The organism is Streptomyces sp. KPB2 (genome assembly GCF_003950055.1).
Taxonomy (GTDB): Bacteria; Actinomycetota; Actinomycetes; order Streptomycetales; family Streptomycetaceae; genus Streptomyces; species Streptomyces salinarius.
Genome location: NZ_CP034353.1, coordinates 7,332,058 through 7,352,684, shown reverse-complemented (window position 1 = coordinate 7,352,684; position 20,627 = coordinate 7,332,058). Strand labels below are relative to the sequence as shown.

The 20,627-nt window shown below is 69.6% G+C and carries 16 protein-coding genes; 8 read left to right on the top strand and 8 right to left on the bottom strand.

The window, feature by feature from the left end:
* Positions 1 to 64: 64 nt before the first annotated feature.
* The 6 genes from D1J63_RS33255 to D1J63_RS33230 form a co-directional block, all read right to left on the bottom strand.
* The gene (locus tag D1J63_RS33255) at positions 65 to 1,762 is read right to left on the bottom strand and encodes a carbohydrate-binding module family 20 domain-containing protein (protein WP_125634046.1); all 1,698 of its coding nucleotides are present in this window, start codon (positions 1,760 to 1,762) and stop codon (positions 65 to 67) included.
* Positions 1,763 to 2,083: 321 nt separating this feature from the next.
* On the bottom strand, positions 2,084 to 3,151 hold the full coding sequence (locus D1J63_RS33250; protein ID WP_007388230.1) for a LacI family DNA-binding transcriptional regulator: 1,068 nt from the start codon (positions 3,149 to 3,151) through the stop codon (positions 2,084 to 2,086).
* Positions 3,148 to 4,788, bottom strand: a complete 1,641-nt coding sequence (locus D1J63_RS33245; protein WP_228956019.1) for an alpha-amylase family glycosyl hydrolase — start codon at positions 4,786 to 4,788, stop codon at positions 3,148 to 3,150. Before D1J63_RS33245 ends, D1J63_RS33250 begins: the two co-directional genes overlap by 4 nt.
* Before the next feature lie 76 nt (positions 4,789 to 4,864).
* Positions 4,865 to 5,770, bottom strand: coding sequence for an ABC transporter permease subunit (locus tag D1J63_RS33240; RefSeq protein ID WP_007388232.1), 906 nt, complete (start codon positions 5,768 to 5,770; stop codon positions 4,865 to 4,867).
* A 22-nt stretch (positions 5,771 to 5,792) separates the two neighbouring features.
* A complete protein-coding gene (locus D1J63_RS33235; protein WP_007388233.1) occupies positions 5,793 to 6,800 on the bottom strand; it encodes a sugar ABC transporter permease in 1,008 nt (335 codons plus the stop codon).
* A gap of 113 nt (positions 6,801 to 6,913) precedes the next feature.
* Positions 6,914 to 8,188, bottom strand: a complete 1,275-nt coding sequence (locus D1J63_RS33230; RefSeq protein ID WP_087788914.1) for an extracellular solute-binding protein — start codon at positions 8,186 to 8,188, stop codon at positions 6,914 to 6,916.
* A 404-nt stretch (positions 8,189 to 8,592) separates the two neighbouring features.
* Here D1J63_RS33230 and D1J63_RS33225 point away from each other — a divergent pair, with 404 nt between their 5' ends.
* Positions 8,593 to 9,621 (top strand): LacI family DNA-binding transcriptional regulator, encoded by a 1,029-nt coding sequence (locus tag D1J63_RS33225; RefSeq protein WP_125634044.1) that lies wholly within the window; start codon positions 8,593 to 8,595, stop codon positions 9,619 to 9,621.
* 18 nt (positions 9,622 to 9,639) lie between these two features.
* On the opposite strand, the gene rfbB is transcribed toward D1J63_RS33225, so the two are convergent.
* Positions 9,640 to 10,617: a dTDP-glucose 4,6-dehydratase gene (gene rfbB / locus D1J63_RS33220; protein ID WP_007388235.1), complete on the bottom strand. Its 978-nt coding sequence runs from the start codon at positions 10,615 to 10,617 to the stop codon at positions 9,640 to 9,642.
* A 77-nt stretch (positions 10,618 to 10,694) separates the two neighbouring features.
* Positions 10,695 to 11,768, bottom strand: coding sequence for a glucose-1-phosphate thymidylyltransferase (locus tag D1J63_RS33215; RefSeq protein ID WP_125634042.1), 1,074 nt, complete (start codon positions 11,766 to 11,768; stop codon positions 10,695 to 10,697).
* 232 nt (positions 11,769 to 12,000) lie between these two features.
* Here D1J63_RS33215 and D1J63_RS33210 point away from each other — a divergent pair, with 232 nt between their 5' ends.
* From D1J63_RS33210 to D1J63_RS33180, 7 genes are read left to right on the top strand one after another with little or no spacing between them, the layout of a single operon-like run.
* Entirely contained in the window at positions 12,001 to 13,299 is a 1,299-nt protein-coding gene (locus D1J63_RS33210; protein ID WP_007388258.1) for an aminotransferase class III-fold pyridoxal phosphate-dependent enzyme, read from the top strand.
* Positions 13,296 to 14,321: an ATP-binding cassette domain-containing protein gene (locus D1J63_RS33205; protein ID WP_007388259.1), complete on the top strand. Its 1,026-nt coding sequence runs from the start codon at positions 13,296 to 13,298 to the stop codon at positions 14,319 to 14,321. The genes D1J63_RS33210 and D1J63_RS33205 overlap by 4 nt, the downstream gene beginning before the upstream one ends.
* Positions 14,318 to 15,142 carry an ABC-2 family transporter protein gene (locus D1J63_RS33200; RefSeq protein WP_125634041.1) on the top strand — a complete coding sequence of 275 codons (825 nt, stop codon included), beginning with the start codon at positions 14,318 to 14,320 and terminating at the stop codon, positions 15,140 to 15,142. Before D1J63_RS33205 ends, D1J63_RS33200 begins: the two co-directional genes overlap by 4 nt.
* Complete coding sequence (locus tag D1J63_RS33195; protein ID WP_125634039.1) at positions 15,139 to 15,945, top strand: ABC-2 family transporter protein; 807 nt, start codon at positions 15,139 to 15,141, stop codon at positions 15,943 to 15,945. The genes D1J63_RS33200 and D1J63_RS33195 overlap by 4 nt, the downstream gene beginning before the upstream one ends.
* A gap of 6 nt (positions 15,946 to 15,951) precedes the next feature.
* Positions 15,952 to 17,415: a hypothetical protein gene (locus D1J63_RS33190; RefSeq protein WP_125634037.1), complete on the top strand. Its 1,464-nt coding sequence runs from the start codon at positions 15,952 to 15,954 to the stop codon at positions 17,413 to 17,415.
* Between the two features lie 7 nt (positions 17,416 to 17,422).
* Positions 17,423 to 19,510, top strand: coding sequence for a glycogen/starch synthase (locus D1J63_RS33185; protein WP_241235633.1), 2,088 nt, complete (start codon positions 17,423 to 17,425; stop codon positions 19,508 to 19,510).
* Complete coding sequence (locus tag D1J63_RS33180; RefSeq protein ID WP_042822082.1) at positions 19,503 to 20,624, top strand: sugar phosphate nucleotidyltransferase; 1,122 nt, start codon at positions 19,503 to 19,505, stop codon at positions 20,622 to 20,624. The genes D1J63_RS33185 and D1J63_RS33180 overlap by 8 nt, the downstream gene beginning before the upstream one ends.
* Positions 20,625 to 20,627 lie beyond the last annotated feature (3 nt).

The window sequence follows — 20,627 nt, the reverse complement described above, 5'->3', positions numbered from 1 at the left end:
GGCCGCCCGGCGCCTGCGGCGAGGCGCGGCACCGGGCGGCCGTGGGTCGTGGAGGTGCGGGTGTTCAGTCGCGCCAGGTGTCGCCGAGCACGACGGTGCCTGACGACGAGACGGTCGCGGTGCGGTTCGCGCCGCTCTCCCAGGTGACCTTGCCGTTCGCGTCCTTGCGCAGGTACTTGTACTCGAAGGAGGTCCCGGCCGGGAGGCTGACGTCGAGCTTCCAGACCGGGTAGGCGGCCGGGTCGAGCTTGAGTGCGTTGTCGGGGTTCCAGTCGCCGAGCCGGGTGTTGTCGCCGGTGACGTAGATGTTCTCGCCCCAGCTGGTCGTGGCGTTCAAGCGGAACGAGGCGCCGGCGGCCGGCTCGGGGTCGGTGCTGCCGCCACCACAGGTCTTGGCACCGACGTGCAGGGCCAGCGCGGTGTTCGCCCCGAGCGTGGCCGTGAACTGGCCGGCGGAGTTCACCGTGACGCCCTTGCCGCTCTGCACGTCGCAGTAGTCACCGGCGGGCAGGGAGGTCTGGAACGTGCGGGTCAGCGATCCGCCCTCGTGGTTGATGGCGACGTACGCCTTGGATCCGCGGCCGAAGGCGATCTGGTTGTTCCCGTTGTCCCACCAGTCCGTCACGGCCTCGCCGTGGGCGGTGTTGCGCCAGGCGACCATGCTCGCGACCTCGCGCCAGGCGTGCTGGCACTTCCAGCCGTCGGTGTAGCAGGCGTTCACCTGGCCGCCGTTGGGGCCGCCCGCCGCCGTGTCGGTGAAGGAGTAGCCGGAGTGCACGTCCGGAGCACCGTACGGCCAGGCCAGCGAGAAGACCTGGGCGAGCGTGTACGTGGCGCCGTCCTTGTAGGTGAGCGTCCGGCCGTTGCGTTCGGTGTCGTGGTTGGTCACGAACACGGACGCCTTGTCGCTCGGCAGGTACCCCCAGTCCTCCCCGAAGTTCTTCAGGTACGCGAGCTTCTCGCCGCTGAAGACCCGCTTGAGATCATAGGCGTACGTGAACTCCTGCGGGTCGCCGACGCCCAGGTACTCACTGGGCTGCACGGCCTCCCCCGGGGCTCCGATCGTTTCCAGCTTCATGTACGCGTTCGGGTCGGTGAGCCGCGACTTGATGTCCTTGAGATCGTCGACGGCGATGTGCTTGGCGGCGTCGACGCGGAATCCGTCGACGCCCAGGGAGAGCAGGTCGTTCAGGTACCCTGCGATGGTCTTCCGGACGTACTCCTCGCCGGTGTCGAGGTCGGGCAGACTGCCCATCTCGCAGTGCTGGACGTTCCAGCGGTCCCGGTAATCGGTGATGTCGGTGCGGCAGTCGTCCATGTCCGCGCCGGAGTAGGTGCCCGGGTAGTCGTACTTGCTGTACGTGGAGCCGCCGGTACCCGTGCCGGAGGAGTTGGCCATGTGGTTGATGACGGTGTCGGCCACGACCTTCACTCCGGCCGCGTGACAGGTCTCGACCATGCTCTTGAACGCGGCGCGGTCACCGAGCCGGGTGGCGATCTTGTAGCTGACGGGCTGGTAGGCGGTCCACCACTGGCTGCCCTGCACCCGCTCGTTGGGCGGTGAGACCTGGACGTAGCCGTAGCCGGCGGGGCCGAGCGTGTCGGTGCACTCCTTGGCAACCGATGCGAAGTTCCACTCGAACATCACCGCGGTGACGTCCTTGTCTCCGACCGGCGCGGCCTGCGCCGGGGCCGGGACCGTGACGGCGGCAGCGGCTCCCGCCACGACGGCGAGTGCGGCAGCCACGGACTTTCTGGCCATGGTTCCTCCTGAGTCGAAGGGCAACGCGCCATGCCCGTGGGGTTGGTGGGGGGATGGAGTCAACCATCGCATCGATGAATCTTGCTGCAAATGGTTGCGGGCCGACCGTATGGGGAGGCGCCTTCATGGTCAACCCCTTCGACCCCACTCTCGCCAAACCGCCGCATTCAATGGGGAATTCTTCTTGCAAGGACTTACGCAAGAGTTCCGACGGTGTTACCTTCAACCACGCTTCCGGTCCGGTGCCGGTGGCCCGGTCCGCACCGGGCCACACGCGCCCGGCCCGGACCGGAGCGGTACACACCGGCCCCGTTCACGGATCTAGGCGTGCGCCTGGCTCCGCGCCACCTGCGCCGTAGAGCCCCGCACCACCAGCTCGGGCTGGAACACGTACTCCGTCCGCTGGACCGGCGTACCACCGATCTCTTCCAGGAGCGCTCCCACCGCCGCGGTCGCCATGGCCTGTACGGGCTGGCGCACCGTGGTCAGCGGTGGATCGGTGAACGGGATCAGCGGTGAGTCGTCGAACCCGATCACCGACACGTCCCGCGGCACGTCGAGGCCTCGCTCGCGCACCGCCCGGATGACGCCGAGCGCCATCGGATCGCTGCCGCAGACGATGCCGGTGCAGCCCTGGTCGAGCAGCGCGCCGGCGGCCGCATGGCCGCCCTCGACACTGAACAGCGTGCGCTGGATCAGTCTTCCGGCCTCGTCACCGGGAGTACCGAGGAAGGAGTGCAGCGCGGCCACGAAGCCCTCCGCCTTGCGCCGGGACGGTACGAAACGGGTCGGCCCGACGGCCAGGCCGATGCGCTCGTGTCCGAGATCCACGAGGTGACGCACGGCCATTCTCGCCGCCGAGCGGTCGTCCGGGGACACGAACGGCGCGTTGACGTGTTCGTTGAACCCGTTGATGAGGACGAACGGCACCTTCCGCTCGGCGAGCCGGGCATAGCGCAACGCGTCCGCCGTGGTGTCCGCGTGCAGCCCGGAAAGGAACACGATGCCGTTGACACCGCGCTCCTCCAGCTGTTCGACCAGTTCGTCCTCGGTCGCCCCACCCGGCATCTGGGTGCACAACACCGGGGTGTACCCGTATCCCGCGAGGACCTGCTCGATGACCTGGGCGAACGCGGGGAAGATCGGGTTGGTCAGCTCGGGGATGACCAACCCGATGAGTCCGGCGCTGCGCCGGCGCAGCCGTGTCGGCCGCTCGTAGCCGAGCACGTCGAGCGCGGCGAGGACCTTCTGCCGGGTACCGGAGGCGACGCCGGGCTTGCCGTTGAGCACCCGGCTGACGGTGGCCTCACTCACCGCCGCCTGGGCCGCGATGTCGTGGAGGCGCAGCGTGCCGGTCTCGGTTGCGCGAAGCGGCCGCAAGGCCGTCATACCTCCCACCAGACGGCCGTGTCGGCGGGCAGTTCGAACTCGTCGCCGCTTGCCCTGACCGGGCTCGATGCGAGCAGTACGCGGCCGGGTGCCGCGATGCGGACCGCGCTCCCCGTCGTATTGACGGTGCACGCGAAGCCGGGCCGGTCGAACCTCAGGGTTCCGGTCGGGGCGTCGTCGTGCCAGACCACGTCGGTGCCGGCGCCGAGGCCCGGCTGCTCGCGGCGCACGGCGAGGGCGGTGCGGTACAGCTCGAGAGTGGAGCCGGCGACGCCGGTCTGCGCCTCGACGCTCAGCTCGCCCCAGCCCGCCGGCTGCGGCAGCCAGCTGCCGCCGGCGCCGAAACCGTACGAGGAGCCCTCGCGGGTCCACGGGATCGGCACCCGGCAGCCGTCGCGGAAGCCGTCCTGGCCCTGGGCCCGGAAGAAGGACGGGTCCTGGCGCAGTTCGTCGGGCAGGTCGGTGACGTCGGGCAGGCCGAGTTCCTCGCCCTGGTAGATGTAGGCGGAGCCGGGCAGCGCGAGCATCAGCAGCGTCGCGGCGCGGGCACGACGCAGGCCCAGCGCGCGGTCACCGGGAGTGCGGATCTGCGTGCCGAGGCCGGGCGGGTTGGCGTACCGGGTGGCGTGCCGGGTGACGTCGTGGTTGGACAGCACCCAGGTCGCCGGGGCGCCGACCGGGCGCATGGCGTCGAGGGAGCTGTCGATGATCGCGCGGAGTTCGGCGGCGTCCCAGGGTGCGCCCAGGTACTGGAAGTTGAAGGCCTGGTGCAGTTCGTCGGGACGGACGTAGTTGGCGGTGCGCTCGACGGTCGGGGTCCATGCCTCGGCGACGAAGATCCTGTCCCGGTCGTACTCGTTGAGGATGAGGCGCCAGGCGCGGTAGATGTCGTGGACACCGTCCTGGTCGAAGAACGGCATGACGTCGGTGCCGAGCAGCTTGAGCTGGTCGCTTCCGCCGAGGTCGGGCAGGCCCTCGGCCTTGACCATGCCGTGGGCGACATCGATGCGGAAGCCGTCGACGCCCATGTCCAGCCAGAACCGCAGGATGGAGCGGAACTCGTCGGCGACGGCGGGGTGTTCCCAGTTGAGGTCGGGCTGCTCGGGCGCGAAGAGGTGCAGGTACCACTCGCCGTCCGGCAGCCGGGTCCAGGCGGGGCCACCGAAGATGGACTCCCAGTCGTTGGGGGGCAGTTCCCCGTTCTCTCCCTTGCCGGGGCGGAAGTGGTAGCGCTCCCGCAGCGGCGACCCGGGCCCCTCGGCGACCGCGCGCCTGAACCACTCGTGCTGGTCCGAGGAGTGGTTCGGCACCAGGTCGACGATGATGCGCAGGTCCAGGGCGTGGGCGTCGCGGATCAGCGCGTCGGCGTCCAGCAGAGTGCCGAACATGGGGTCGACGGCACGGTAGTCGGCGACGTCGTAGCCGCCGTCCGCCTGCGGGGAGGCGTAGAACGGGCTCAGCCAGACCGCGTCCACGCCAAGATCGCGCAGATACGGGAGGCGCTGCCTGATGCCTTCGAGATCACCGGTGCCGTCGCCGTTGCTGTCGGCGAAGCTGCGCGGGTAGACCTGGTAGATGACGGCGTCTCGCCACCAGTCCGCGGCTTCGCGGGTGGAGGTGACGCGGGCAGGTGCCATGTCGGTCGGGTACTGGCTCATGATGTCCCTTGAGACGTGAGGGGCCGGACAACGGGTCAGTGGTGCGGGCGGGTTCTCAGCCCTTGGTGCCACCGGCTGTCAGACCGGTCACCAGGTTCTTCTGAACGAGGTAGAAGACTGCGGAGATCGGGATGGCGATCAGTACGGCCGTCGCGGCCATGTACTGACGCTGCGCGTCGTGCTCGCTGACGAAGCTCTGCAGGCCGACGGCGAGGGTGTACTTCTGGTCGTCGAGCATGAACGTGGTGGCGAACGCGACCTCGCTCCAGGCCGTGATCATGGTGTAGAACCCAGCGACGGCCAGGCCCGGGCGGGCCAGTGGCAGGATCAGACGGAAGAACGTGCCGAACGGCGAGAGTCCGTCGACCCGGCCGGCCTCGTCGATCTCGACGGGGATCGTGTCGAAGTAGCCCTTCATCAGCCAGGCGCAGTACGGCACCGCGGTCGTGAGATAGACCAGGATGAGCGCCGCGTAGGTGTCGATGAGGCGGAGGTCCGAGAGGATCACGTACATCGGGACCATCAGGACCGCGATGGGGAACATCTGCGTGATCAGCAGGACCCACATGAACTTCTTGTAGCCCGGGAAACGCATCCGTGAGACGGCGTACCCGCTGGTCGCCGCCACGAGTACCCCGATCACGGTGGTACCGAGGGACACGATGAGCGTATTGCCCAGCCACTTGAGGAAGTTGGTGTGCTCGAGCACGAACGAGTAGTTGCTCAGGGTCGCGGTGTCGAGGATGCGGGAGGGGTGGAGGTAGTCGTCCTTGCCCGGGCCGAGCGAGAGGAACACCAGCCAGCCGATCGGGAACAGCGCGACGAGGCTCGCGACGACCAGCACGGCGTGCGTGGCCACCGAAACCCCGCGGCTGCGCCGGCCACGGCGCGGAGCGTTGCGCGGCACGGACGTCTCGACCGGGTCCAGGGCCGGTGAGGTGGAAAGGGTCTGGGTGCTCATGATGGTGGCTGCTCCTGCGGCGTCAGATGGCGGCTTGCACGTCGTTGCGGTTCAGCCAGCGGCGGTAGACGGAGGTGAACACGATGAGGAGGGACAGCAGCAGGACGCCGTACGTCGCGGACTGGGCGTAGTCGCGCGGAGTCTGTCCGAAGCCGAGGTAGTAGGCCCAGGTGACCAGGATCTGCGCGTCCGGCGCGGTGTTGCCGAAGAGCAGGAAGATGATCGCGAACTGGTTGAACGTCCAGATCACGCCGAGCAGCACGACCGTGGAGCTGACCGACCTGAGCCCGGGCAGGGTCACGTTGCGGAACTGCTGCCAGGCGTTCGCGCCGTCCATCTCCGCTGCTTCGTACAGCGTCGAGTCGATCGACTGCAGGCCGCCGAGGAGCGAGACCATCATGAAGGGCACACCGCACCAGGTGTTGACCATGATGGCGGCGATCTGCTGGAAGAGCGGATCCTCCAGCCAGGCCGGCGAGGGCATCCCGAGCGCGTCGAGCGTCGTGTTGACGACGCCGGCATCGGCGAGCATGAAGCGCCAGGCGAAGACGGTGACGAACGTCGGCACGGCCCACGGCAGGATGAGCATCATCCGGTAGGCGGTGCGGCCGCGCAGCCCCTTCTGGTTGAGCAGCAGGGCCAGGCCGAGACCGAGACCGTAGTGCAGCGCGACGCAGGCGGCCGTCCAGACGATGGTCCAGATGAAGTGGGACCAGAAGCGGTCGTACGCCGTCGGTCCCCACAGGATGTCGGCGTAGTTGTCGAGGCCGATGAACTTGTAGGTGGCGTCGATGTGGTTGACGCCGATGGTGCGGGCGGAGTTGAGGCTCGTGGCGTCCGTCAGCGTCAGATAGAAGCCCCGGACCAGCGGATACAGCACGATGACGGCGAGCACGACAACGACCGGGGCGATCATCGCGTAGGCGTACCAGTGCTTCTGGTAGCCGCTCTTGAGACGGGTGATGAGGCCCGGACGCCGGCCGCGGTCGTCACCACTGGGTGCGGCCGGGCGCTCCACGGCGACAGTCATGAGGAAACACCTTCTGGTCTGGGGCGGGTGTAACGGGTGCCGCGGCCCGCCACGCGGGGCGGGCTGTTGGGGCGGGGCCGCGGCACCTGATCGGGGAGCGCTCGATCAGCGCGTCACTTGCTGAAGCCGTCGGGCAGGAGCTTGCCGTACTGGACCTCGACGGAGGACAGGACTGCGTCGAGGCTCTCCTTGCCACTGGCCGCCTTGGGCAGCTCCTGGTCGAGCGGCCCCCACAGCGAGCTGTACTCGGGCAGCTCGGGCCGCGGCTGGGCGGCGGAGAGCACCTTCTGGAATCCGGCGAGGCCGGGGTCGGCGGTCACCTTCTCGGTGTACGCGTCCGACCGCGTGGGCAGCGTCGAGTTCTTCAGGGCGATCTGCTCCTGCGTCTTCGCGGAGGTCATCCACTTGACGAACTGCAGGGCCGCGTCCTGGTGGGCCTTGTCGGATCCGGCGTAGACGGACAGGTTGTGGCCGCCCGTCGGAGCGGCCGCCTTGCCGGTGGAACCGGCCGGGACGGTGGCGACACCGAGGTTGTTCTTGTCCTTGAACGCGGTGCCCTTGTAGAAGTTCGTGATCTCCCAGGGACCCTCGATGGTCATGGCGACCTTGCCGTTGACGAACGCGTCCTGGCGGTGCGCGTACGAGTCGGCCGTGACGTCCGCCTTGTGCAGGCCCTTGCCGTTGAACAGGCTCAGCCAGGTCTCGGCCGCCTTCTGTCCCTTGGCGGAGTTCACCGTGATCTTCTTGGCCTCGGCGTCGACCGTGTCGGTGCCCTCGCCCAGGAGGAACGGCTCGAGGTAGTAGCCCTTCTCGGAACCGAAGAACCCGTCGACGCCGGTCTTGTCCTTGATGGTGGCGGCGGCCTTCTTCAGCTCGTCCCAGGTCTTGGGCGCCTCGCTGATGCCCGCCTTCTCGAAGAGCTCCTTGTTGTACACGAGCGCGAGCGTGTCGGTGAGCAGCGGAACACCGTACGTCTTGCCCTCGTACTGGGCCTGCTTCATCAGGTTCGGCTGGAACTTGTCCTGCTCGTCGAGCGCCACGGTGCCGTCGAGCGGCAGCAGGTAGCTCTTCTTCGCGAAGGCCGGGGTCCAGCCGACCTCGGCACGAATCACGTCGGGTGCGCCGCTGGCGCCGGCCGCCGTGTCGAACTTGTTCTGGGCCTGGTCGAAGGGGACGTTGACGTATTTGACCTTGACGTCCGGGTTGGCCTTCTCGAAGTCCTTGATCAGGGCCTTGTACGTGGGCGCCTCGTTGGTGGCGTTCGACGTGTCCCACCATGTGATGGTCACGGGGCCGGAGGCCTTGCCCCCGTCATCGCTTCCGCCGCAGGCCGTCGCCGCGAGTGCGAGGGACGCCACCACCGCGGTGGTCACTATGCCACGCCGCATGAGATCTCCTAGAGGGTGAAGGCCCGTGAGTGGGCGAGGAACGGTCCCGTCCGTACCTCTGGCCGACTTGCCGACTGAGCCGTCGCGGCCACCGGGCGACGTGAACGTAACAGTGGAGAAAGACTGGCGAAAGACGTTGCGCGAATTTTCTGCAAGAACTGCCCATCGTTACTTCTTCGTATCCCATCGGTTGCCGACGGAATACTTGACGTGGCGCGCATCCTTGAGACGCAGTGGCGCGAATTACCGCAAAACAGATGATGATGGGCCCGGTCCGCCCAACAGCTTCCCTCTTCGTGCCGCACGGGGCTGCAAGGTCTTCCGCAAGGACACCGGCTACACCATCACGGTGGCCGTCCGGTGCTGGTGGGCTTTCCCCCTGGTAACGGGTAGAGTCCCTGTCCATGACCGCGCGGCTCTCCGACATCGCAGCCCAGGCGGGAGTCAGTGAAGCCACCGTCAGCCGCGTGCTCAACGGCAAGCCAGGAGTGGCCACCGGCACCCGCGAGTCCGTCATGGCGGCACTCGACGTACTCGGGTACGAGCGACCGCCGCGGTTGCGCACCCGAAGCGCCGGCCTGGTGGGCCTGATCACCCCCGAGCTGGACAATCCCATTTTCCCCGCGCTCGCCCAGGTCATCGGCCAGGCGCTCACGCGCCAGGGATACACGCCGGTCCTCGCCACCCAGACTCCGGGCGGCTCGACCGAGGACGAACTCACCGAGATGCTGGTGGAACGCAGCGTTTCCGGCATCATCTATGTCTCAGGGCTGCACGCCGACACCACCGCCGACACCCAGAGGTACGACCAACTCCGCGGTCAGGGCATACCGTTCGTGCTCGTCAACGGGTTCTCGGCGCACATCGAGGCCCCTTTCGTATCCACCGACGACCATGCCGCGACGCGCCTGTCCGTGCAGCACCTCGCCTCGCTCGGCCACACGCGGATCGGCCTCGCCGTCGGCCCGCGCCGGTTCGTCCCGGTGCAACGCAAGATCGCGGGCTTCCTGGCCGGGATGTCCGGGTATCTGGGCCTGAGTGAGGAACAGGGCGAGGAGCTTGTGCAGCACTCCCTCTTCACCATGGAGGGCGGCCAGGCAGCGGGTACCGCGCTCCTTGCGCAAGGTTGCACCGCCATCGTCTGCGCCAGCGACATGATGGCGCTGGGCGCCATCCGAGCCGCCCGCCAAGCCGGCTGCCGGGTCCCCCAGGACGTCTCCGTGGTCGGCTTCGACGATTCTCCGCTGATCGCTTTCACCGACCCGCCCCTCACCACCATCCGTCAGCCGGTGCACGCCATGGGCCAGGCCGCCGTCCGCGCGGTTCTCGAGGAGATCGGCGGAACCCCCGCGCCCCACACCGAGTTCATGTTCATGCCCGAGCTCGTGGTACGCGGCTCGACCACCGCGGCGCCCATCACCCGCCCCCGCTGATCCTTCCCGGGGAACCGGTCAGGCTGCCTCGTACAGCGGTCGCCACCAGTGCGGGTGCTCGCGGTACCAGGCCACGGTCCGCGTGAGCGCCCGCTCGAAGTCGCCGGACGGTCGGTAGCCGAGTTCCTGGGTGATACGCGTGTGGTCCACCGCGTAGCGGCGGTCGTGCCCCTTGCGGTCCTCCACGTGCTCAATGCGGTCGGGGCCCGCACCGCACAGTTCGAGCAGCCGGTGAGTCAGGTCGAGGTTGGTCAGTGAGGTACCGCCACCGATGTTGTAGACGCGACCGGCGCGGCCCGCCGTGCGGACGAGTTCGATGCCCCGCACGTGGTCGTCGACCGACAGCCAGTCCCGCACCTGCAGCCCGTCCCCGTAGACCGGGACCTTACCGCCGCTGAACAGCGCCGCCACAAAGCGCGGGATCAGCTTCTCGGGATGCTGGTAGGCACCGAAGTTGTTCGAACAGCGTGTCACCCGGACGTCCAGGCCGTGCGTGCGGTGATGAGCCAGTGCCACGTGGTCGGCGGCGGCCTTGGACGCCGCGTAGGGCGAGTTGGGGCTCAGCGGGGAGTCCTCCGTGGCGGCGCCGGCCGGCAGGTCGCCGTACACCTCGTCGGTGGAGACCTGGACGAAGGTGCGGGTGCCCTGTCGGAGCACGGCGTCGAGGAGAGTCTGGGTGCCCATGACGTTGGTGCGGGTGAAGGCCGCGCCGGAGGCGATCGACCGGTCGACGTGGGACTCGGCCGCGAAGTGCACGATGTCCTCGTGTTGAGCGGCGAGCCGCTCCACCGAACGGGCATCCAGCACGTCGCCGTGTACGAAGGACAGCCGAGGGTCGCCGGTGACGGATTCCAGGCGGGTGAGGCTGCCGGCGTACGTGAGGGCGTCGAGCACGGTCACCTCGATGCCCGGTGGCCCGGCCGGCCCCAGCAGGGCACGAACGTATGCGGAGCCGATGAAGCCGGCTCCGCCGGTGACGAGGATGCGTCGGGTCATGAGGTCGTGTGCACCTTGTCCTTGGAGTGGTCGTCGACGGTGGCGGGGCGCATCGGTGCGTTCCGGCCGGCAGGCCGTCACGAAGTGAGGTGGACCCTGCTGTCGTCCCCGATGACGAGCCTGTGCGAGCGCGACAGCCGCGGGGACGCCACGACGACCGCGCCGCGGCCTATGAGGGAGTCCTCGATGCGTGGGGCGCCCGCGATCCGTGCCCCGGGCAGCAGCACCGAGTGGGCGATCGCGCTGTCCTCGATGCGGCAGTCCTCACCGACCGCGGTATAGGGCCCGATCATGGAGTCGGTGACCACTGTTCCGGCGCCGATGATCGCCGGACCTGTGATCCGTGAGCCCCGCACCACGGCTCCCTCGGCGACGAGGACCCGTCCGCGTACCGTGCTCTCGGCGTCGACCTTGCCCTCGATGCCTCCGGTCACGGTGTCCAGGACGTGCCGGTTGACCTCCAGCATGTCGTCGACGCTGCCGGTGTCCCGCCAGGGCGCCGCCGTGGTCTCCGCGCGCACCGGGAGCCCCTGGTCGATCATCCACTGGACGGCATGGGTGATCTCCAGTTCCCCGCGGGCGGAGGGGGAGATGGACCGGACCGCCTCGTGCACGGCGGCGGTGAAGGCGTAGACGCCCACGAGGGCCAGATCGCTGCGCGGGTGTTCGGGCTTCTCCTCCAGCCGCAGCACCCTGCCTTCGTCACCTCCCTCGACTTCGGCCACACCGAAGGCGGTCGGGTCGGCGACCCGCGTCAACAGCAGCCGGGCCGCCGCCCGTTCGGTCCGGGCTCGCCGCAGGAAACCGGTGATCCCTTCGGGCAGGTAGTTGTCGCCGAGGTAGAGGAGGAAGTCGTCGTCACCCAGGAAGTCGCGGGCGATCCGCACCGCATGGGCGAGGCCCAGGGGGCAGTGCTGGCGCAGGTAGGTGACCCGCAGGCCGAAGGCCGAGCCGTCTCCGACCACCCGGCGGATCTCCCTCTCGTGGGAGCCGACGACGATGCCCGTCTCGGCGATTCCGGCGGCCGCCAGCGCGTCGAGCGCGTAGGAGAGAACCGGCCGGTTGGCTATCGGCATCAGCTGCTTGGCACCGGTGTGGGTGAAGGGACGCAGTCTGCTACCCGTTCCGCCCGCCAGGAGCAGGGCCTTCACACGGACCTCCGGCGGGGCGGTTCTTGCGGTGAGTGCGGTCGCACTGACTCCTCCTCGGTCCAGCTCGGTGAGCGGGCGCGTTTCGACTCAAGCAGAGTTCGCAACACCGTGCAAGGCGCTTCTGAAATTTTCAGAAACTACTTGCTGAGATCGTCGCCACGGTGTTTCACTCGGAGTCCTCACCAACCAAAACCCTTGCTCCACAGCTCAGTTCACACCGTAGGGAGCCGCCGTGAGGCACCAGCACCACCAGCTCGACCAGTTGGAGCGGGAGGAGTTGCGCCTGGCACCCGGAGCCTCCGAGGAGGCGACCGCGGGACGGCGGGTCTTCGCCGAAGGACGCGGCCCCGTACTGACCGACCTGGACGGCAACCAGTACCTCGACTTCGCCGCCGGCACCCTCACTCAGTCCCTCGGGCACACCCATCCCGAGGTGGTCGAGGCGCTCACCGCCCAGGCACACCGGCTGTGGAACGTGCACGACACCGCCACGCCCGACCGGGCGCGACTCCTCGACACCCTGGCCCGGCTGCTTCCCGAACACCTCGACACATACGCGCTGTTCTCCACCGGTGCCGAGGTGGTCGAGGCCGCCCTGCGCGTCGTACAGGCGACCGCGCCGCCGGGACGCAACCGGATCGGCGCGCTGCGGCACGGCTTCCACGGCAAAACGCTGGGGGCACGGATGCTCGTGCACTGGGACATCGGTCACCAGTCGTTCGCGGGCAACAGCGTGCTCGGCTACGCGCCCTACTGCTACCGGTGTCCGCTGGGCCTGGAGTACCCGTCCTGCGGTGTGCGCTGCGCGTCGCTGGTACGCCGCCACATCACCGACAAGCCCAGCACGTCGGCCCTGGTCTTCGAGCCGGTGCTCGGCGCGGCCGGCGTCATCGTGCCGCCGGCCGGCTACTGGGACCAGATCGCCGACGCCTGCCGGGCAAGCGGTGTGCTGCTCGTCGCCGACGAGGTGCTCACGGGCGGCGGTCGCACCGGCGCCTTCCTGGCCAGTGACCGAGTCGGGGTGGAGCCGGATCTGGTGGCCATGTCGAAGGGCATGGCGAACGGCTTCCCCTTCGCCGTGCTCGCGGGCCGCCACGACCTGCTGCACGATCCCGCCGCGGCGACACCGGGTGCGTACGCCTCCACCTATGCGAGCAACCCGCTCGGGATAGCGGCCGCACGCGCGACCCTGGAGGTCATCGAGCGGGACCGCCTGATCGAACAGGTGGACCGTCTCGGCGAGGTGCTCGGTGACCGGCTCCGAGCACTGCACGACCGGTTCGAGAACCTCGGGGAGGTGCGCGGGCTCGGGCTGCTGTGGGGCCTGGAGTTCGTGACCGACCGGGCCAGCCGCACCCCCTCCCCCGCACTCGCCCGCTCCGTGTACACGACCGCGCTGGATCTGGGGCTGCGGGTCGCGCTCGGCGGGCACGTACTGCGCATCGCACCACCCTTCACGATCGACGAGGCGCTGGTGGACGAGGGTGTCGGACTGCTCGCGAAGGCGATCGAACAGGCGGTGGACGCGTGATCGTCGCACACGAACTGGTCAAGGAGTTCAAGATCCCGGAGCGGCGGCCGGGCCTGGCGGGCTCGCTCGCCACCCTCTTCACCCGCAGACACCGGGTGGTCCGCGCCGTGGACGGCGTCTCCTTCGAGATCCCGGCCGGCTCACGCACCGCCTACATCGGCGCGAACGGCGCCGGCAAGTCCACCACCATCAAGATGCTCACCGGCATCACTACGCCCACGGCGGGGTACTGCCGGGTGCGCGGCATAGAGCCGTATCGCCACCGGCAGCGCAACGCCCGGTCCATCGGGGTCGTCTTCGGGCAGCGCAGCCAGCTGTGGTGGGACCTGTCCGTGCCGGACTCGTTCCGCATCCTGCGGCGGATCTACGACATCCCGGACCCCGTCTACCGGCGCAACCTGGCCCTGTACCGCGACCTCCTCGACATCGACGCTCTCGGGACCACACCGGTGCGGCAGCTGAGCCTCGGACAGCGCATGCGCGCGGAGATCGCGGCGAGCCTGCTGCACGACCCGGCGGTGGTGTTCTGGGACGAACCCACGATCGGGCTCGACATGGTGCTCAAGGAGGCCGTGCGCGAACTGGTCAACCACGCTCACCGCGAGCTGGGCACCACCGTCGTACTGACCAGTCACGACATCGCCGACATCGCGGCCATCTGCGACAGCGCCCTGGTGGTGGACCGGGGCCGGGTGGTGCATCAGGGCAGCATCCAGGACCTGTTGCGCTCGGCCGACCGGCGTGCCGTCCTCTTCGACCACCGCGACCCGATCGCGCCGGACACTGCCTGCGCGATCGTGGAGCAGGGACTGCCCGGGGTGCGGGCCACGGTGGTCGACGGCGGCCGCGTCCACGTCGACTACCCCGCGACGGAGTTCACCTCCCGCCGCGTACTCGCCTTCCTCCTGGAACGCTTCGACCTGGCCGACTGCTACGCGCCCGAGCCCGACCTCGAGGACGTGCTGCGCCAGATCTACGGGCAGCGACGTGACGCGGCCCTCCGTGAGGTGGACGCCGCGTGAAGCCACCCACGACGCGCGCGGTGCGGGCCTACCTCCCGTTCGCGACAGGAGGGCTGCAGTCACTTCTGCAGTACCGCTCGATGTTCGTGATCACCGGCATGACCGCGGCCGCGGGCGCGGCCGTCACCGTGTTCCTGTGGCGCGCCGTCTACGCGGACACTCCGGCGGACGGTGGGCCGGGCGGCTTCACCCTCACGGGCATCACCACCTACCTCCTGGTCGCGCAGGTGCTCCAGGTACTGCACACCAACCGGGTGGACGACGAGGTCGCCGCCGAGGTCTACCGCGGGGACGTGGCCGTGATGCTGGTGCGCCCGGTCAGCTATCCGCTGGTGCGGTTCTTCGCCAGCCTGCCGGTCGTCGCGGCGAACGCGGTGCTCGTCGCGGTGCCGGTCCTGGTCCTCTTCGCCCTCCTGGTACCTCTCACGGTGCCGCGTCCCGGTGACGTGGCCCTGTTCGCGCTGTCCACCGTGTTCTCGGTGCTCATCGCGTTCTGCGTCAACCTGCTCACCGGCATGACCGGCTTCGTCACCACGAACACCTGGGGCGTCCGCATGGTCAAGCAGAGTGTGGTCGCCTTCTTCGCCGGGCAGTTGGTGCCGATCGCGCTGATGCCGCAGCCACTGGCGGCTCTCGCCCGTTGGCTGCCGTTCCGGGGCATGGTCGACGGCCCGCTGACGCTGCTCCTGGGCCGCTACGACGGCGCCGCCGGGGCACTGCAGGTCCTGGTGCAGCAGGTGGGCTGGGTCCTGGGGCTCGGGGCCGTGTGTGCCGTGCTGTGGCGGGCGGCACTCGGCCGACTGGAGGTGCTCGGCGGATGAGCGCACGGAGCACGGCGGCGCGGTACGCGCGTCTGTCCTGGTTCCTGGGCGGTGTCGGTCTGCACCGGCTCACCGCCTACCGGTTGGACTTCCTGCTCGGTGCCGGCGCGTTCCTGGTCCGGGTCGGGGTGCAGACGGCCGTGGTCGGCCTGGTGTTCCGGCAGGTGCCGGTGGTGGGCGGCTGGTCGTACCACGAGGTGGTGTTCCTGCTGGGCTTCTCCCTGCTGCCGCGGGGCCTCGACCATCTCTTCACCGACCAGCTGTGGGAGCTGAGCCGCAAGCTGGTGCAGCGCGGTGAGTTCTACCGGCACCTGGTGCGGCCGGTCAGCCCGCTGTTCTCACTGCTTTCCGAGCGGTTCCTGCACCCGGACGGGTTCGGCGAACTGATCGTCGGCGCGGCCCTCGTGGGCTGGTCCGGATCTCATCTCGACCTGGACCTGACCGCCACCCAGTGGGCACTGGCCCCGCTGTTCGTCCTGTGCGGGGCGCTGATCCACTCGGCGGTGAAGCTCCTGTTCGCCTCGCTGTCCTTCTGGACGGTCACCAGCCTGCCCGCCATGTACGCGGCCAACCAGGTCTCCGAGTTCACCTCCTACCCGCTGGACATCTACCACCCGACCCTGCGGGCCCTGCTGACCTGGGTGCTGCCCTTCGCCTTCACCTCGTACGTGCCCTGCACCTATCTGCTGACCGGCGACACCGGGCTGGTGGTGTGGCTGCCGGTGGTGACGGCGGGAGCGGTCGCGCTCGCACTCGCGGTGTGGCGGCGAGGTCTGACCATCCACGACACGACCGGGAGTTGAGAGCACATGCACGGTGCCGAAGCGGATGCGGGCCTGGACGGGCTGCTGCGCGCCGCCCCCTGGATGCCCGAGGACGCGCGCGCCGCCGAGCGTTTCGAGCGAATCGATCACGCGGTACTCGGCGGGGCGGCGTTGCTCCTGATCGTGGCGGCCGTCGGCGGTCCCGCGTCAGGTCGCCGGTTCTTCGTACCGGTGCGCGGAACCGACGGCGGCGGCTTCGAAGCGGCGCACGGCAGCGAGGCATTCGACGTCGCCGCGGTGACCCGCACGCTGACCGGCGGAAAGCTGCCCACGACGCGAGGCGGGTCCGTCGAGTTCCGGGGACCCGGACGCGGTCCGATCGGGGTGCGGCGCCTGCCGTTCGAGCAGGGCTGGTCCTCCAACGCGCTGTCGCTGGTGGACGTGTCGGGCACGGCCTGCATCCACAAGACGTACCGCCGTCTGGACGAGACCATCCACGAGCCGGAGCTGCTGCGCCGCATGAACGGCACCGGCCGCACCCCTCAGTGGGTGGGCGACTACACGTACGTGGCGCCGGACGGCACGTCCCGCAGTCCGCTCGGCGTGATCTACCAGTACGTCCAGGGCGAGGGCATCGACGTCCCGCTGCGCGGGAACCTCCGCTCGATGTGGCCGCGGCTCTCGGGCACCACGTCCGTCGAGGAGGTCGTCCGCTCCCACCTGGGACCGCTGGAAGAACGGTTGCGCCGGGCCTGCGAGTTCCTGGGCGACTTCCACCGGGACCTGGCACACCGGCTGGGCGGCGCCGCCGAGTATCCCGTGCGCGAGGCCCTGGACGACGCGGTGGACCGCGCCGACCGTCTCGCCCGGCACGGCACCGGACTGGCACTGCCGAAGCCCGCGCACGAGGCCGCCTTCGACGCCCTGCACACAGAACTCGCCGCGCTGGCGGCGGAGTTCGACGACGGGAACATTCCCGCGTCCGGACCCTGCCACGGTGACCTGCACCTCTCCCATCTGCTGTGCGCGGCCGACGGCGACAGGGGGGCCGGAACCGGCTGGCGCATGACGGTGCTCGACCTGTCCACGCCGGCGCTCGGCCCCGACGACCCGGACTGGCCCCGGCAGTCGCCCCTGCAGGACCTGGTCGCTCTCGAGCGCGCTCTGGAGTACTTCGCGGCCGACGAGGCGGCGTTCGAGGCCGCGCGGCGACTCGGCGTGGACTCGCTGGAGACGATGCTCGGCTCTCTGGACGGCGCTCCGCACTGGCCCGAAGCCCGGCGGGCGGTGCTGCGGCAGGTGTTCGCGGCGGCCGACGCGTGGCGGCGGCACGTGACGCGGCTGCTGCTCGGTTCCGCCTCCGACCACCCGCTGCGCCGCCTGCTGTACGTCCGCAGGCTGCTGCACGAGCTCACCTACAACCAGGCCCATGCCCGCCCCTACCACGCGGCGATCGACCTGCGTCACGCTCGCGCGCTCGCGCCGGCCGCCGCGTTCGCGAGGAAGTGACCGAGCTATGGAACCGCGTATGCACATCATCGAGACGTACTTCGAATGCTGCGGCTTCGACCACACCTTCATCCAGGGCGGCACGTCCGTCTATCTGTGGAATCTGTCGAAGAAGTTCGCCCAGAGCGGCCACCGGGTCTCCATCGTGACCCCGGCCCACGGGCGCCTCGACGACCTGCGCACCCGTTACGAGGTCGAGGACCTGCCGTACGAGGACGCGTACACGCTGCCCGTCCCGCTCGACCCGGAGGTGTGGCGGGACTTCCCCGCCGAGGCCGCGCTGGCGCTCACCACCACCGCGCACCGCATCCGCCTGGACGGCGTCGACCTGTACTTCCTCGCCAACGACTGGCTGAACCGGCTGCCGGACACCTTCTACCCGCCGTACCAGAGCAAGGGCAGCGACCTGGTCTTCTTCAAGCCCCTGGTCTTCCAGGTGGACGCGGTGCGGTTCCTGCGTACCTGGTTCGGTGACGAGAAGGCGCTCGTCCACGCGCACGAGCCCTACTACCACTATCTGCTGCCCGCGGCGCTGCGCGACGACCCTTCGAAACTGGTCGTGAGCAACGTGCAGAGCAACATGCCCATCGCGAAGAAGGTGTACGAACCCGAGGTGCGGCGGTTGCTCGAACTGCTGGGTGCTCCGCTTCCGGCGCGTGCTCCCGAACCGCCCGTCGCCGTGCCCGCGGCCATGGTCCAGTACCAGCAACTCACCCATCTGCACTACGAGTACGGGCCGGACAACCTCGCCGTCTACGAGCTGACCGCCGACCACTCCGATCTGATCGACTTTCTCTCGCCGGGCCAGCTGGACTTCTACGCCGGTTTCCGTGACACCCCGTTCGAGGATCTCTTCGGACGGCTGCCGATCGCCGACGTGGTGCGTCGCAACGCGCACAAGATGTTCGTCGGCGGCTGCGCCGTCTCGGACCAGTGGCTGGCCTGGGACCCCGCCGGAGTCGACCGCGCCGAGGTGCTCGAAGGGCTGGGCCTGGACCCGGACCTGCCGGCCTTCTTCCACAACGCCCGCTACGCCGTCCACCACAAGGGTCAGCTGGAGCTGGTCCGCGCCGTCGACCGGGTGCTGAGCGAGGGACTCGCGGCCAGCTTCGTCATCCGCTGCATCTCCGGCAGCGGCATCGACGACCCGTTCTTCCACGAGGTCGCCGCCCGGCACAAGGGGAGGCTGCACCTGGAGTGGGAACGGGTCCCGGAGCGGCAGGTGTTCGGGTACGCGGCCGCCTCCGACTTCTGCCTGTTCCCCTCCAAGTTCGAGATGGACACGTTCCTCATCGCACAGGGCGAGGCCATGGCCGTCGGCTCGGTGCCGATCGCCACGGACCAGCGGGGCATGGCGCACTTCGGACACGCGGACCCTCCGGACTCTGCCACCGGCTTCGCCGTGAACCGTTCGTTCGCCGAGGACGACGAGTTGCTGGTCGCCGCTCTCGCCGCCCGCATCCGTCAGGCGGCCGCCCTGTGGCGGGAGGAACCCGAGCGGTACCGGGAGCTGGCCCGGCGGGCGTCCGCCGTCGCCCGAGTGTTCACCTGGGCCCACTGCGCCGATCTGCACCTGACGGAGTTCGCCCGGCTGTGGCAGGGCGAACCCCCTCGGCTCGATCCCGAGCTCGCCCTGCGGCACGGCTGGTTCGACCTGGTGGAGGACCCGGCACGCACTGCGGAGGCGGCCCTTGCCCGCGGTGATGTGGACGCCTACGAGCGCCGTGCACCACTGGACGACGCCGCGGTCCGGCAGTTGTTCGACGCGGCCTGGGCACGCGCCGACTTCGCCGCGTGCGAGCGCGCCGCGGAGCGCGGCCGGCCGGGCGTGATCGGCGCCGACGACCTGACTCGGCTGCGCACGCGCGCCCGCCTCACGCCGGACGGCTCCCTGCTCTACCGGCTCCCGCAGGCGGTCCGGGTCGAGGTCGTGTCGCCGGCCTCCGACAGCGGCCCGCGGGCGCGGCCCGGCGTACGCGCTCTGGAACGCACGGCCCCGGGCACGTTCACGGGTCCGGCACCCGGGCCGGGGGCGCTGCTGCTGCTCACCCTGGACTCCGGTCGCGTGGTCTGGGACGAGGTGCGCCGTGGCTGACCGTACCGGGGTACGCGCCGTCCTCCTCGCCGGTGGGGAGGGCCGGCGCATGGGGCCGCTCGGCACCGGCCGCCTCAAGCCGCTGATCCCCTACGGCGGCGCCTGCCGGCTCATCGACTTCAGCCTCGCCAACGCGCACCGGTCCGGGCTGGGCGAGGTGTTGCTGCTGTCGCAGTTCGAGGAGCGGCAGCTCATGGACGACCTGCACCAGGTGTGGAACGCCCGGCCCGGCCTGCGGGTGCACTTCGGGCCGTACGACTCCGCCTACCGGGACGCGCCCGCCGGCCTCCTTCCACGCCGCCTCCCGCCCCGCTCCGGGGCACCGGAGCGGGGCACGGCCGATGCTCTGATCCGCAAGGCGCCCTACATCTTCGGCCCGGGCACGGAACAGGTGCTCGTGCTGCACGCCGATCACGTCTACCGCTTCGACTACGGCCCTCTCATCGCCTCGCACAGGGCGTCGGGAGCCGCCCTGACCATCGCCTACCAGCGCATCGAGCGACGTTGGGTGCATCTGTTCGGGATGGTCGACTTCGACGCGGACAACCGCCTCACACAGTTCGTCGAGAAGCCCGAGCAGCCCACCTCCGACCTGGTGTTCGCGGCGTTCTGCGTCTTCGACGCCGAGGTGCTCCACCGCCACCTCGAACAGCTCGAGGGCACCGACTGGCAGCACGACATCAGCCGCGACGTCATCCCGGCCATGCTCGCCGCCGGCGAGGACATCCGCGGCTACGAAGTGCACGGGCACTGGGCGGACATCGGCACCGTCGAGCGGTACCACCGGGCGCACCTGGCCCTCGCGGACCATCCGCGCGCCGGTCTCCCGGCGGACCGGATGCCGTGCACCGTGCGCCCCGACGTGCGGCGCGCCTGGATCTCCGACTCCCCCGGCGTTCGTTCGTCCTGGGTGCCCCAGGATCTGGTCAACGAGGGGCAGGTGGAACGCAGTGTGATCTTCCCCGCGGTCCGGATCGGTGCGGGCGCCAGGGTGCGTCGCAGTGTCGTCCTTCCGGGTGCCGCTGTGCCCGCGGGCGCCGACATCGATGCGTCGGTCGTTCTGGAGAACGGGACGATCCAGCCCATAGCGCGGACAGAAGGAGTACTGACGTGACCG